Annotated in this window: 11 protein-coding genes and 1 pseudogene; 5 read left to right on the top strand and 7 right to left on the bottom strand. The window is 73.0% G+C overall.

Annotated features, from left to right (window positions below):
* Positions 1-48: 48 nt before the first annotated feature.
* Positions 49-249: a hypothetical protein gene (locus KCH_RS22295; RefSeq protein WP_035865504.1), complete on the bottom strand. Its 201-nt coding sequence runs from the start codon at positions 247-249 to the stop codon at positions 49-51.
* Between the two features lie 208 nt (positions 250-457).
* Here KCH_RS22295 and KCH_RS22290 point away from each other — a divergent pair, with 208 nt between their 5' ends.
* The 3 genes from KCH_RS22290 to KCH_RS22280 all read left to right on the top strand — a co-directional run bounded on the left by KCH_RS22290 (position 458) and on the right by KCH_RS22280 (position 6368).
* Entirely contained in the window at positions 458-3430 is a 2973-nt protein-coding gene (locus KCH_RS22290) for an AfsR/SARP family transcriptional regulator (RefSeq protein WP_167574097.1), read from the top strand.
* A 427-nt stretch (positions 3431-3857) separates the two neighbouring features.
* Complete coding sequence (locus KCH_RS22285) at positions 3858-4595, top strand: class I SAM-dependent methyltransferase (protein ID WP_035865501.1); 738 nt, start codon at positions 3858-3860, stop codon at positions 4593-4595.
* Between the two features lie 54 nt (positions 4596-4649).
* Positions 4650-6368 carry an ATP-binding SpoIIE family protein phosphatase gene (locus KCH_RS22280; RefSeq protein WP_084223851.1) on the top strand — a complete coding sequence of 573 codons (1719 nt, stop codon included), beginning with the start codon at positions 4650-4652 and terminating at the stop codon, positions 6366-6368.
* Positions 6369-6467: 99 nt separating this feature from the next.
* Here KCH_RS22280 and KCH_RS22275 read toward each other — a convergent pair whose 3' ends face one another.
* From KCH_RS22275 to KCH_RS22265, 4 genes and pseudogenes are all read right to left on the bottom strand, one after another.
* Positions 6468-7193 carry an HNH endonuclease gene (locus tag KCH_RS22275; protein WP_279635899.1) on the bottom strand — a complete coding sequence of 242 codons (726 nt, stop codon included), beginning with the start codon at positions 7191-7193 and terminating at the stop codon, positions 6468-6470.
* Complete coding sequence (locus KCH_RS22270) at positions 7190-7846, bottom strand: AAA family ATPase (RefSeq protein WP_051653345.1); 657 nt, start codon at positions 7844-7846, stop codon at positions 7190-7192. Before KCH_RS22270 ends, KCH_RS22275 begins: the two co-directional genes overlap by 4 nt.
* 161 nt (positions 7847-8007) lie before the next feature.
* Positions 8008-8055: pseudogene (locus KCH_RS44795) on the bottom strand (hypothetical protein); the annotation flags it as partial.
* Between the two features lie 780 nt (positions 8056-8835).
* Positions 8836-9810, bottom strand: a complete 975-nt coding sequence (locus KCH_RS22265; protein ID WP_035865499.1) for a LysR substrate-binding domain-containing protein — start codon at positions 9808-9810, stop codon at positions 8836-8838.
* 166 nt (positions 9811-9976) lie between these two features.
* Here KCH_RS22265 and KCH_RS22260 point away from each other — a divergent pair, with 166 nt between their 5' ends.
* Both KCH_RS22260 and KCH_RS22255 read left to right on the top strand, forming a co-directional pair.
* Entirely contained in the window at positions 9977-10528 is a 552-nt protein-coding gene (locus KCH_RS22260) for a peroxiredoxin (RefSeq protein ID WP_035865496.1), read from the top strand.
* Positions 10529-10533: 5 nt separating this feature from the next.
* On the top strand, positions 10534-11067 hold the full coding sequence (locus tag KCH_RS22255) for an alkyl hydroperoxide reductase (protein WP_035865493.1): 534 nt from the start codon (positions 10534-10536) through the stop codon (positions 11065-11067).
* Between the two features lie 164 nt (positions 11068-11231).
* Here the strand turns inward: KCH_RS22255 and KCH_RS22250 are convergent, their stop codons facing one another.
* Together KCH_RS22250 and KCH_RS22245 are read right to left on the bottom strand one after the other, a co-directional pair.
* Positions 11232-12677, bottom strand: coding sequence for an AI-2E family transporter (locus KCH_RS22250; protein WP_051653344.1), 1446 nt, complete (start codon positions 12675-12677; stop codon positions 11232-11234).
* A gap of 402 nt (positions 12678-13079) precedes the next feature.
* The gene (locus KCH_RS22245) at positions 13080-13754 is read right to left on the bottom strand and encodes an aggregation-promoting factor C-terminal-like domain-containing protein (protein ID WP_035865491.1); all 675 of its coding nucleotides are present in this window, start codon (positions 13752-13754) and stop codon (positions 13080-13082) included.
* Between the last annotated feature and the right edge of the window lie 220 nt (positions 13755-13974).

Genomic DNA, 13974 nt, shown 5'->3' with positions numbered 1-13974 from the left:
GCCCCGGCCGGTGAGGGTCGGGGCTCGTTCTGCGAGTGTGGTTGTGGTTCACGGGCAGTTGATGACGGTGCCGAGGGGCTCGAAGGTCTCGTCGTCCTTCGGCTTGACCGGCTTCTCGATCTGCTCCTCGACCGGAGCCGCGACCGGCTGCTCGGCCAGCACCTCGAGAGCGTGCTCGATCGAGTTCGGGTCGGCGGGGGCAGCGGTGTGCTCGGCCGCGGGTGCGGACGTGAGGGTCTCGTCGGCCATGGGGTGGGCCGCCTTTCAGCTAAGGGTGAATCACCCGGACGACTGTCCCCGGGCGTGTGGCCAGTATCGTAGGGGCCGCTAAATGTCTCATAAACGTCGCACCGCGCATCCGCTTGGTAGACGTTTGCTCACACCCTCATATGCTGACGCCCCCACACGACCGGCGTCAGTGTGGGAAACAGACGGTTCATCGGCCACAGGGGAGGACATGGAGCTTCAGGGCACGCGCTCCGCAGAGGCGTTGCGCTTCCAAGTGCTCGGCCCTGTCCAGGCATGGCGCGGTGATGCACCGCTCGCACTCGGATCGCCTCAGCAACAGGCGGTCCTGGTCGCCCTGTTGCTCGGTGAGGGCCGCCCGGTGACCACCGACGATCTGGTCGACGGCATCTGGGGCGACCGCACTCCGCCGCAGGCGGTCGCCGCACTGCGCACCTACATCTCCCGGCTGCGCTCGGTGCTGGAACCGAACCGCGAGGTCCGGAAGCCCGCCGAGGTGCTGGTCTCGGTGAGTGACGGCTACGCACTGCGGATCCCGACCGAAGCCATGGACCTGACGGTCTTCGAGCAGCGGGTCGCGGAGGCCGCGAACGCGCGCGCCGACGGCGCGTTCCGTTCCGCGCACGACGGTCTGGTCTCGGCGCTCGATCTGTGGAGCGGGCGTCCGCTTCCGGGAGTTCCGGGTCCGTACGCCGAGTCCCAGCGCAACCGGCTGACCGAGCGCCGGCTGACGGTGGCCGAGGAGCGCTGTGCGATGGCGCTCGAGATCGGCCTGCACGCCGATGTGGTCTCCGAGCTCAACTCGCTGTCCACGGCCCACCCGCTGCGGGAGCGGCTGCGCGAGCTGCTGATGCTGGCGCTGTACCGGAGCGGCCGGCAGGCCGAGTCGCTGGGTGTGTACGCCGACACCCGGAAGCTGCTGATCGACGAGCTGGGCGTGGAGCCCGGCACCGGCCTGTCCGCGATGCACGCGCGGATCCTGGCCGGCGACCCGGAGCTGATGGCGGTACTCGCCGCACCGGCCAGGGCCGCTGCGGAGGAGCCGTCCGCCTTCGTCCCGCCTGCTCAACTACCGGCCGACGTATCGGACTTCAGCGGTCGCAGCAAGGTCGTCAACGAGCTGCGGGACGTGCTGAGGGCGGGTTCCGGCCAAGCCGTGGTGGTCACCTCGCTGGCCGGCATCGGCGGTGTCGGCAAGACCACCCTCGCGGTGCACGTGGCGCATTCGCTGCGTCCGGACTTCCCGGACGGGCAGCTCTACGTGGACCTGCGCGGCGCCGGCGCGTCCCCGGCCGATCCGGCCGTTGTCCTCGGTGACTTCCTGCACGCGCTCGGATCGCCCGAGGCCCCCGACTCGCTGGACCAACGTGCGGCGCTGTACCGGTCGTTGCTGGCGGACAAGCGCATGCTGATCCTGCTCGACAACGCCCGCGACGCCCAGCAGTTGCGGCCGCTGATTCCGGGCGTCTCCGGCAACGCCGTGATGGTGACCAGCCGTTCGCGGCTGGCGGAGATCCCCGGCGCGCACCTCGTGGACATCGAGGAGCTGACCCCGGACGAGGCGCTGGCGCTGTTCTCCGCGATCGTCGGCATCGAGCGGGTCGCCGCCGAACCCGAGGCCGCGCTCCAGGTGGTGACGTCCTGCGGTTTCCTGCCCCTGGCGGTCCGTATCGCGGCCGCGCGGCTGGCCAGCCGACCGCGGTGGAGCGTTTCCGATCTCGCGCGCCGGTTAGCGGACCAGCGCAACCGGCTCCAGGAACTCCAGCTCGGCAACCTCGCCGTGGAAACCACCCTGGGGCTCGGTTACGCCCAGCTCCAGCCCGAGGAAGCCCGGGCATTCCGGCTGCTCGCCCTGGTCGACTCACCGGACCTGCCGCTGGCCGCCGTCACGGCGTTGCTCGGCATCCCCGAGCAGGAGGCGGAGGACCTGGCCGAGGCGCTGGTCGAGGCGAACATGCTGGAGTGCTTCACTCCCGGCCGGTACCGCTACCACGACCTGCTCCGGCTCTACGCCCAGTTGCAGAACGCCAAGACCGCCGATTCGGACGATCAGGAGGCGGCGCTGCTGCGGCTGTTGGACCTTCTCCACGCCACCATGCGGAACGCCGAGCAGGTGCTCGAACCCGATGACATCTCGGTGGAGCCGCTGCACGTCGCGCAGTCGTCGGGGCTGACGTTCTCCGACACCGTAACGGCCCGCGAGTGGCTCCGGTCCGAAGTCGCAGTCGTGCTGGGTGCGGTCGAGGCGGCCGCGAGTGCGCCGCTGGACCTCGTCCAGCCGTCCGTGGACATCCTGCAGAGCATGACCAGCGTGGTCGAGGACCCTTCGCTCGCGTCGCGCATCCGCAGCGTGCTGCACGCCGCGGCGGCCAATCCGGCGGCCCGCAACCACGCCGCGGCCCTCGCCCGGGTGCACTACGCGCTCGGCCACATGCACCAGGTGGCCGCCGAACTCGCGGAGGCGGAGGAGGCCCTGGCGGCGAGCCTCGCGCTCCAGCCGGCGGACCGGGCCACCATGCTGCGACTGGCCACGGCGAACGCGCTGGCCATCGTCCTGACGATGGCGGGCCGATCGGCCGAGGCACTGCCGTTCTACCAGCAGGCCCACGCGATGAGCCGGCAGTTGGGTGCGCCGATCAGTGAGGCGCGGCTGCTCGCCAACATGGCCCGCGCGTATGTCGGTCTGGACCGGCACGAGGAGGCCGTGGAGTCCGCACGCGCTGCGGTGACTGCCGCCCGTTCCTCCGGCAACGTGCCGTGTCTGGCCGACACCCTGTACCAGCTCGGGGTGGTGCTGCGGTCGACCGGTGAGCCCGGTGAGGCGGCGGTGCATCTCCGCGAGGCGCACCAGCTGTACCGCACGCAGCAGCACCCGATCTGGGAGGGCTACTCGCTCGCCCGGCTCGCGGCATGTCTGCTCGCGGACGGGCAGTTCGCCGGTGCGGCGGAGGCGGCGGAGGAGTCGTTGTCGATCGCTCAGGAGATCGAGGCGGCGTACTGCCAAGGGATGGCGAACGCGGCTCTCGGTGAGGCGCTGCTCGAACTGGGGCAGCCGTCGCGCGGGTTGGCGTGTCTTCAGGAGGCGCTGACGGTGTTCACGCGGCTCGGTGTGCCCGAGGCCCAGCCCGTGCAGGACCTCATCGACTCGCGGCACACCGAGCCTTCCCCTCCCCCTGCGCCGTAGGCCTTCGCTTCCCCCGTGGTTCCCCCCTGGTCCCCCCTGGCGAAGGCCTGTCCCCCCGGGGCGTCGGCGTCCCCGCAGCCCCCCGGCTGCGGGAACGCTTTGACGCTTCCCCGGCGCTGAGGAAGACTCTGCCAGGCGGCAATTGACGTTCGATAAACGTCTGCGCCGGCCGCGTTGATCGGGTGTCGTGCCTGGTCAGGGGCGTGGTGCGGGCGCGTTGTGCGGCGCGTGGGGTGGTGGCGTGCGCCTCGGCGGGCACCGGTGTGCTTCCCCTGGCGGGCGATATTCCCCCAACGGGGAACGAGTTGGCCGGAAACGGACTCCACGGTGCGGTGATCGCGTTTATTCTCGTAGGCCAGGGTCGGGAGTGGTGTGCGGACCACTACGGGTGTGGCAGGACGCGCGCGGGAGAGGTGCCCAGATCATCGTGACGGACGAACAGATTGTTGTCCCCGCCGACGCCGCCGGGGCGTCCGCGGGGGAGGGCCGCCGGGCCGAACGGGCGGACCAGGCTGCCGCGTTCGACGCGATGGGCGCCCGCTACCAGGAGGTGTTTCCGGCCAGGTCGGGGCAGCTGGCCTGCGCGGGTTGGCTGGTGGAGCAGTTGCCGGCCGGCGCCCGGGTGCTGGACGTGGGCTGCGGGGCCGGCGAGCCGACGGCGCGTCAGCTGGTGGACGGCGGGCTGCGGGTGATCGGCGTGGACCTGTCGGAGGGCATGCTCGCGCAGGCCCGCGCGGCGGTGCCGGAGGCCGAGTTCCACCGGCTGGACGTGGTCGACCTCGCCACCGTCGGCGCCGAGAAGCACTGGGGCGTACCGGAGTTGGGCCCGGCCGGGGCGGGCGCGCTGGACGGCGCGGCGGCGTTCTTCTCGCTGCTGATGCTGCCGCGTCCGGAGATCGCCGTGGCGCTCGGTCGGATCCGCGAACTGCTGCGTCCGGGCGGCCTGCTGGCGCTGGGCATGGTCGAGGCGGAGCTGGACGACACCCCGCTGCCGTTCCTGGACCGGGAGATCCGGGTCAGCGGGTATCCGCGCGAGGAGCTGGTCGGGCTGGTGGAGCGCTCCGGGTTCGCGGTGGAGGCGGTGGACAGCCACACGTACGCCCCGGCGGGTTCGGCGCTGCCGCCGGAGACCCAGCTGTACCTGCGCTGTCGGCGCACCGACTGACCGGGCGTCAGTCTCCGTCTCCGACTTCCACATCTGCACAGAATCGGGCAGCCCGTGCGCGACCACCTGGAGCCTCTGGCGGGGCAGCAGCCCGCCGTCCCCGTCCAGCGGCATCCGCCGCCGGACGGGCGGCTCCGGCTGGCCGAGCGCCTGGCGTACCTGGACGGTGCGGCCCGGCGGATCAACAGCGCGCTCGACCTGACGGCCACGCTGCGCAACCTGGGCCGCGTGCTGGTGCCCGAACTCGCCGACGCGCTGGTGGTGTTGGTGCGCGACCCGGTGCCGGACGTGGAGCGCGAACTGGGTCGGCCGCAGGCCCTGCGGGTGCGCCACACCTGCGGCACCCGGCTGGGCCGCCGGGGCGGGCTGCGTCCGGTGCTGCCCGGCAGCGTGCTGGAGCGCGCCCTGGAGCGGCGCGCCCCGCACGGTCCGACCGTGCTGGACGAGCGGCGCGGCGGCCTGGCCGCGGAACTGCTCGGCGCCCGGGCGCTGGGCCGGCTGCCCGCGGGGACGGTGCTGCTGGCGCTGCCGCTGCACGGGCGGCAGGCGGCGCTGGGCATGCTGCTGCTGATCCGGCGGCCGGGGCCGGACGGGTCGCCGGTCTCCTTCGACCCGGCGGACACCGCGACGGCCGCGCACCTGGCGACCCATGCGGGCCTGGCGGTGGACACCGCGCTGCGCTACACCCGCGAGTGGGAGATCGCCGACGAGTTGCAGCGGTCGATGCTGCCCGCGCACCTGCCGCAGCCGCACGGGGTGCGGCTGGCGCACCGCTACCTGCCGGGTGAGCGCGGCGCGCAGGTGGGCGGCGACTGGTACGACTCGATCCCGCTGCCGGGCAACCGGGTGGCGCTGATCGCCGGCGACGTGATGGGCCACTCGCTGACCTCGGCCGCGGTGATGGGCCAGCTGCGCACCTCCGCACAGACCCTGGCGGGCCTGGACCTGCCGCCGCACGAGGTGCTGTACCACCTCGACGAGCAGGCCCAACGCCTGGGCCGCGAGCACCACTTGGCGACCTGCGTGTACGCGGTGTACGACCCGATCGGGGGCCGGGTGGTGATAGCGAACGCCGGCCACGTGCCGCCGGTGCTGGTCGGCCCGGACGGCTCCAGCGAGCTGCTGGACCTGCCCTCGGGCGCGCCGATCGGCGTCGGCGGGGTGGACTTCTCCTCGGTGGAGTTCCCCGCGCCGCCCGGTTCGGCGCTGCTGCTGTTCACCGACGGACTGGTGGAGACCCGCCGCCGCCCGCTGGGCACCGGCCTGGAGCTGCTGCGGGCCCGGCTGGAGGGCGCGCACCGGCTCACGCCCGAGCAGCTGTGCCAGGAGGCGCTGCGGATCCTGCCGCCGGGCGACCGGGCCGACGACATCGCGCTGCTGGCAGCCGCGTTCGACGGCATCCCGGCGGACGACGTCGCCTACTGGGACCTCCAGCCGCGGCACGAGACCCCGGGCCGGGCCCGCCGGCTGGCCGGGCACGCGCTGCACACCTGGGGCCTGGACCACCTGCGGGAGAACTGCGAGCTGATGGTCAGCGAGCTGGTCACCAACGCGATCCGGCACGCCACCCGGCCGGTGACGCTCCGTCTGGTGCGCACCTCGCTGCTGCGCTGCGAGGTCGGCGACGACTCGCCGGCGCTGCCGCGCACGCGCCGGGCCGGACCGGACGAGGAGCGCGGGCGCGGCCTGCAGATAGTCGCCCGGTGCGCGGACCGCTGGGGTGCGACCCGGCTGGGCGGCGGCAAGGTGGTCTGGTTCGAGCAGCGGCTCTGAGTGCCCGTCGGCTTCCGAGTGCGCCGTCGGATTCGGCGCGCACGCCGGATCCGGAGCGCCCGTCGGACTCGGAGGGTCCGCCTGGGTCCAGAGTGCCCGTCAGGCGGTGAACCTCCGGTCGGTGGCGAGGAGTTGGTCCAGGGCGTCGAGCACCTCGGGTCCGAGCACGGCGAGGGCCAGCGGGCGGCTGCGGCGCAGTCCGAGGACGGTGCGCAGCACGTCGGCGTGGTGGATCTCGCGCAGCGCGGCCGCGTACTCCTCGGCCTCCGCGGGGCCGGCGGCCCGCCAGGTCAGCAGCAGCGCCTTGACCACCGCGAACATCAGCCGCCGGCCGCGCACCAGTTCGGGCCGGTCGTTGAGGCCGAACACCTCGATGGTGGCCTCGCCGCGGACGGTCAGCGGGTCGTACGCGCCGGAGTCCAGGTAGAGCCGCAGGTGGTCGGCCGGGTCCTCGCGGCACGGGTCGACCAGCAGGCCGTCGCCGGTGGCCGGGTCGCGGGGGAAGCGGTCGCGCTTGCGGTTGCTGTTGCAGTGCGCGCAGGCCAGCAGGTGGTTCTGCCAGTCGAAGGTCCGCAGCGGGGCCTGGGCGATCGGTTCGAAGTGGTCGATGTCGGTGCCGAGGTTGTCCCCGCAGTACATGCAGCGCTCCAGCCCGGGTGCCATCTGCCGCAGCAGCAGCCGCAGTTGGGCCTTCGGACGGACGGCCTTGCGCCAGGCGGCGCGCCCGGACGCGGTGCTGGGGCCGGCCGCCCGGATCCCGGCGGTGGCGCGGTCGAGTTCGGCGGCCAGCCGCGCCTGGAGGGCGGGCCGCTGGAGCGGGATCACTCGCCCCGGCCGAGCAGCCGCGCGGTGACCTCGTCGACCCGGGCGGTCAGCGAGCTGTTGAGCTTCGCCCCCAGCTCCCGGTACTCGGCGAGCTCCGCGTCGGTGGCCCGGCCCGCGTACATCTTGCGCTCCAGCCTTACCAGCAGCCGCCGTTCGGCCTCGGCGGTCGGCGAGTAGGCGCTCGGCAGGCCGAACAGCTCCGACAGCACGGTGTCCTCCCCCGAGCCGTACAGCACCCGCTGCCGCAACTCCTCGTCCAGCCGGTGGGGCCGGCCGGCCTCGTCCGGGCCCGGGAGGCGGATCAGCGCGCCCGGGTCGGCGGCCTGGCAGACGTACGGGCTGTGGGTGGCGACCAGGAACTGGGTGTGCGGGAAGTGCTCGGTCAGCCAGAGGCCGATGCGCTGCTGCCAGACCGGGTGCAGGTGGCGGTCCACGTCGTCGATCAGCACCGGGCCCGGGTGCGGGTCCTGCGCGAGAGCGCTCACCAGCCGGGCCAACGCGGCAGTGCCGTCGCCGAGTTCGTCGAGAGGCAGCTCCAGCGTGCCGTTCGTGACGTACTGGCGCCGGGCGTCGCCGACCCGCCAGCCGGACGGCAGCACCTCGGCCACCAGCTCGGCGTGCAGCGGGACGTGCGGGCCCTCGGCGTGCTCCACGAACCTGGCCCGCGGCTCGCCCCGCCCTCCCCGACCCGCCAGCGCGGCGCGGGCGACGCCTCCACCCAGCCGTCGCCCCACCGCGAGGCCGGGCCGCCCGGCAGCGCACCGAGAGCCGCCCCCAGAGCGCGCAGCAGCGTGCTCTTTCCGCTCCCGTTCGGCCCCGCCAGTACCGTCCAGCCTGGGCCCTGAGGGATCGTCAGGTCCACCTCTCGCGCGCCGACGAAGCACTTCACGCCGGACACCCTGATCCGCGACACGTACACCGGCCACCCCCTGGCTCGTTCCCGCCACGAGTAGGTGTTCCCCGCCCCTCGCCCGCCCACCCACCCGTGACCCCGCCGCGGAGCGGGAACCCGGAAACAACCCGCTGCGCGGACCTCACGGCGGGAGGACGAACATCCGCGCCCGCCCACCCACCCGTGGCCCCGCCGCGGAGCGGGAACGCAAGAACAACCCGCTGCGCGGGCCCGACGGCGGGAGGAACGGCGAAGCCGAACACCCGCGCCCGCCCACCCACCCGTGACCCCGCCGCAGAAGGGGAACGCAAGAACAACCCGCTGCGCGGGCCGAGCATGGCGGAAACGCCAACGCCCACCACAGCGCGTCCCCCGACCGCCGGACGCGGGAACAACCCGCTGCGCGGGCCGAGCACGGCGGGAACCCCGACGCCCACCACAGCGCGCACCCCGACCGCCGGACGCGGGAACAACCCGCTGCGCGGCACGAACGGCGAAGCCGAAGGCTGGCAGCGGTCGCAGCGCGCGCTCCGCTGCCCCGTGCCCGCCCACCCACCGCCGAAACAGGGGCCGAAGAAAATCCGCTGCGCGGGGCCGAGTGCGGCGGGAACGGCGAAGCCGAACGCCGACACCTGCCACACCGCGCCGACCGCGAACACGAGAGCAACCCGCTACGCGGGGCCGCGCCTCGCCCCCGCCCGTGGCTCGGCCGGCAGACGGTGAGCGGTCTGCTGCGTATGGGGCTTGGGGTCAGGTCTGGGGTGGGGTCGCGGGTGGGTGGGCGGGCGGGGTGATGCGGACCGGCAGCCCCCGGAGGGCGTCGCGGAGGGCCGCCGCGAAGCGCTCGTACTCGGGGGTGCGGCCGGAGCCCGGGCGGTGGGCGAGGCCGATCCGGCGGCCGGGGGTGGGGGCGGCGAAGCGGACGGCGGCGAGGCGGTCGGTGCGGCCGGCTTCGACGTCGAGTGCGGTGGCGGGGAGCAGGGTGACGCCGAGGCCGCCGGCGACGAGCTGGACGAGGGTGGAGAGTCCGGCGGCGCGGGTACTGCCGCCGCTCGCGTCGGCGCCGACCTCTCGGCAGATGTCGATGGCCTGGTCGCGCAGGCAGTGGCCTTCTTCGAGCAGCAGGACGTCGAGGTCGAGCAGGACGTCCCGCGGCACGTCCCGGCGGCCGGCGAGTTCGTGTTCGGGTTGCACTATCAGCACGAAGTCCTCGTCGAACAGCGGGATTTCGGCCACCGGCGTGCTGCCGCCGGCGGGCAGCGCGAGCAGCAGCAGGTCGAGCCGTCCGGCGGCCAGGCCTTCGAGCAGGGAGGGGGTGCGCTCCTCGTGGACGTGCAGTTCGAGCTCGGGGTAGGAGTCGCGGACGAGCCGGAGCACGGTGGGCAGCAGGTACGGTGCGACGGTCGGGATGACGCCGAGGTGCAGCGGCCCGGTGAAGGGCCGGCGGGCGGCTTCGACCTCCTCGGTGAGGGCGTGCAGTTCGGCCAGTACCCGGCGGGCGTGTTCGGCGACCCGCTCGCCGAGCGGGGTGATCATGACGCGGCGGGTGGTGCGTTCGACGAGTTGTGCGTCGAGGGTCTCTTCGAGGGCGGCGATCGCGCCGGACAGCGCGGGCTGGCTGGTGCCGATCGCGGCGGCGGCCTCGCGGAAGTGCAGGTGTTCGGCGACGGCGGTGAAGGCCCGCAGTTGGGAGAGGGTGGGGGTGCGTTGCGTAGGGTGCTTCACGTCCGCGCTTCCTGCCTGGTGGGGTGCTCCTTCCAGTGTGCCGTACTGATCGGGTTTGCCTATCGCAGCGCGCACCAGATCCGATTTCACTGATCAGTAGCGCCTGTGCGACGCTGGGAATGTCCGCAATCCGGACAACCCTCATCCCAAACCCTGGAGAAGCGACGTGCTGACGATCGGTGACAAGTTCCCCGAGTTCGAACTCAACGCCTGCGTGGACCTCGACGCCGCGAACGCCTTCGCCGAGATCAACCACAAGACCTACGAGGGCAAGTGGAAGGTCGTGTTCTTCTGGCCGATGGACTTCACCTTCGTGTGTCCGACCGAGATCGCCGCGTTCGGCAAGCTGAACGAGGAGTTCGCCGACCGTGACGCCCAGATCCTCGGCGTCTCCGGCGACTCGGAGTACGTGCACCACGCCTGGCGCAAGGACCACAAGGACCTGCGCGACCTGCCCTTCCCGATGCTGGCCGACATCAAGCACGACCTGATGCGCGCCTGCGGCGTCGAGGGCGCCGACGGCACCGCCCAGCGTGCGGTGTTCATCGTCGACCCGAACAACGAGATCCAGTTCGTCATGGTGACCGCCGGCTCCGTCGGCCGTAACCCCAAGGAGGTCCTGCGGGTGCTGGACGCCCTGCAGACCGACGAGCTGTGCCCGTGCAACTGGAACAAGGGCGAGGACACCCTCGACGCCCAGGCCCTGCTGGCCGGCTGATCCCGATGGCTCTCGACGAACTCAAGGCCGCCCTGCCGGACTACGCCAAGGACCTGAAGCTCAACCTGGGCTCGGTCATCGGCAACTCGGACCTGCCCGAGCAGCAGCTCTGGGGCACCGTGCTGGCCTGCGCGATGGCCACCGGTTCCTCGGCCGTGCTGCGCGAGCTGGAGCCCGAGGCCAAGTCGCACCTGTCCGCGGAGGCCTACCAGGCCGCCAAGGGCGCCGCCGCGATCATGGCGATGAACAACGTCTACTACCGGACGCTGCACCTGCTCTCCGACAAGGAGTACGGGACGATGCGCGCCGGTCTGCGGATGAACATCATCGGCAACCCGGGCGTCGACAAGGTCGACTTCGAGCTGTGGTGCTTCGCGGTCTCCGCGATCAACGGCTGCGGCCAGTGCCTCGACTCGCACGAGGGCGTGCTGCGCAAGGCCGGCGTCGAGCGCGAGGTCATCCAGGCCTCCGTGAAGATCGCCGCCACCGTCCAGGCCGTCGCCTCGGTGCTGGACGCGGAAGCCCAGCTGCCGCAGTAGGCGCACGCGACAGACGAAAAGGCCCGCCGGGAACCCCCGGCGGGCCTTTCGCCGTCCGCGCCCCGAACTCGCCGTTCGAGGCCCGAACTTCCCGTCCGCGCCCCGAACTCCCCGCCCGCGGCCCGAACTTCCCGTCCGAGGCCCGGACTCCCCGTCCGGGCGCGCTACTTCTGCTTGGCGGCCTCCAGCGCCTGGAAGACTTCCTGCCCGGCCGCGTTGCGTTGCCGCAGGTGGCCGGTGACGGTGTTGGTCACCGCGATCAGCGGGACGGCGACGATCGCGCCGGCGATGCCGCCGATGATGGAGCCGGCGGCGACGCCGAGCACCACGGCCAGCGGGTGGACCCGCACCGCCCGGCCGAGGATCAGCGGCTGCAGGATGTGGCCCTCCAACTGCTGGACGGCGACCAGCACGACCAGCGCCATCAGCGCCTTGAACGGTCCGACGGTGACCAGCGCGATCAGCACCGCGATGGTGCCGGTGACCAGCGCGCCGACCAGCGGCACGAAGGCGCCCAGGAAGATGATCACCGCGAGCGGCATCGCCATCGGCACGCCGAGCAGTTCGAGTCCGATGCCGATGCACAGCGCGTCGATGAAGGCGACGGTGACGGTGCCGCGGACGTACGCGGTCAGCGTGGCCCAGGCCTTGGGCCCGGCGCCGGCCATCGCGTACCGGGAGTGCCGGGGCAGGCCGCGCAGCGTCCAGCTCCAGATCCGGGCGCCGTCGTAGAGCAGGAAGAACGTGGTGAAGGCGGTGAGGGCGATGCCGGTCAGGACCTCGACCGCGATGCTGACGCCGGTGAAGCCCGCCGAGGTGAGCTGGTCGGAGTTGGTGCCGATGGCGGTGGTGATCTGGTTGGTGAAGTTGTCCAGCTGATCCTGCGTCAGGTGGAACGGGCCGGTGACCAGCCAGTCGCGCAGCTGCCGGACGCCGTCCTGGGCCTTGACGGTGACCCGGTCCAGGTTGGTCGACACCTGCCAGAACACGAACCAGCCGACCAGCCCGATCCCGGCCAGGCCGGACAGGAAGGTCGCGGCGGCGGCCACCGACCGCGGGACGCCGTGCCGGCGCAGCCAGGAGACGGTGGGCTCCAGCAGGGCGGAGATCAGCAGCGCGGCGACGGCGGCGAACGCCACCAGCCGCAGCGTGTCGATGACCCGGAACACCACGTAGAGGGCGACGCCGAGCAGCAGCAGGCGCCAGGTGGACTCGGCGGCGACCCGCAGCGCCCACGGCACCGCGTCCACCGGGTTGGCGGGCCGGCCGGGCGGCGCGGCGCCGAGCGGGTGCTCGGCGGCCTGCGGGGCGCGCGGGGGCGGGATCGTCTCGTCGGTCCGCACGACCGCTCCTTCCGGGGATGCCGCGGCGAGGGCCTGGCCGCCCGCCGGTGCGGCGCCGTGTTCGGCGAGTTGACGGGCCGTCTGTTCGGCGGTGCGCCGGGCGGCCCGCTCGGCGGCGAGTTCGACGGCCTGTTCGGTGGCGAGCGCCTGTGCCTCGGCGGAGATGACCGCCCGGCGCCGTCTCTCGGCGGCGGCGAACAGGCCCGCCGCGACGGCCCCTATCTTGGCGAGGCCGCGCCAACGGCCCCCGCTCGTCTCTTCCGTCACTGCCCGGTCTCCCCCGCGTCGATCTGCTGCCGCGGCCGCGGGTCGCACGGCCGTCGGTGAGGAACGCTACCTGCCGCCGGGGCCGGGGTCGCGGGGGTATCACGGAGCGCTTCCAGGAGGTTCCGGGCAAATCACCACCAATGTGCCCGTTTCGCCCGGCCGCTTCGGGGAAGGGGCCTGGCAGACCTTCTGTCGGCGGACCGGCCGGGAGCGGAGTAACCAGGACCCGCTCCGCTCCCCCGCGTCCGCACCGGACCGTCGCCGCCCGCTGCGCACTGGTCAGCGCCGCCCGGGCGGCACGGCCCGCCATCGGCCGCTGTCTCGCGGCAGCACGAAGGGCCCCGTTCTCGGCCGTGCGAGAACGGGGCCCTTCGGTACGGGCGTTCGGTACCGGCGGTCGGCCTAGTACCAGTGGTGCGACTGCCAGAACGACCAGGCGCCGCAGGGGCTGCCGTAGCGGTCGTTCATGTAGTTGAGGCCCCACTTGATCTGGGTCGCGGGGTTGGTGCGCCAGTCCGCGCCGGCCGAGGCCATCTTGGAGCCCGGCAGCGCCTGGACCAGGCCGTAGGCGCCGGAGGAGGCGTTGGTGGCGGTGTAGTCCCAGCCGCTCTCGCGCTTGACGATCTGGCTGAAGCACTGGAACTGGTTGGCGTCGCCGACGATCTGCAGCGCCATGTCCTGGACCGAGCCGGGGCTGATCGTGGCGAGCACGCTGCGGGCGGCGGCGCGGTTGGCCTCTTCCTTCGCGCGCTTCTCCTCGGCCGCCTTGGCGGCCTTCTCCGCGTCGGCCTTCGCCTGGGCGTCGGCCGCGGCCTTCTGCCGGGCGGCCTCTTCGGCGGCCTTCTTGGCGGCCGCGTCGGCGGAGACCTGCTGGGCGTTGGCCTGACGGCTGATGCCGTCGCTGACGTTCTGGGCCTGTGCACCGGTGGGCGCGTCGGCGAGCAGGGTGGCGCTCGCGACGTCGACCGTCTGGACGGTCTTGCCCTCACTGCCAGAGGCCGCACCTACGACAGCACCGACGGCGGTGACCGCGGTGGCGGAGGCGACAGCGACTCCCCGGACCGAGATCCGAGTCACATGGTTTCCTTCCAGCGTCGCCCGGCGCGTGACCGTCCGGGCGCATATCTGCCCCTGGTCACTAGGCCTCCGTCGAGCTCTGGTCACGGGAGGCACTGGCTCGGCCGTCCCCCGGGCGGGCCCGGAGCGGCGGTGGGATCGAGCGGCGTACGGCCTTGCGGTGTTCAGTTTTCCGCCCGCCGACCGGAGTTGCCGGGCGTGGAATTGCCGTACGCGGGGC

This window comes from Kitasatospora cheerisanensis KCTC 2395, assembly GCF_000696185.1.
In the GTDB taxonomy this organism is placed as follows: Bacteria; Actinomycetota; Actinomycetes; order Streptomycetales; family Streptomycetaceae; genus Kitasatospora; species Kitasatospora cheerisanensis.
The sequence above is the reverse complement of the archived record's forward strand: the minus strand, read 5'-3'. Positions and strand labels throughout refer to the sequence as shown.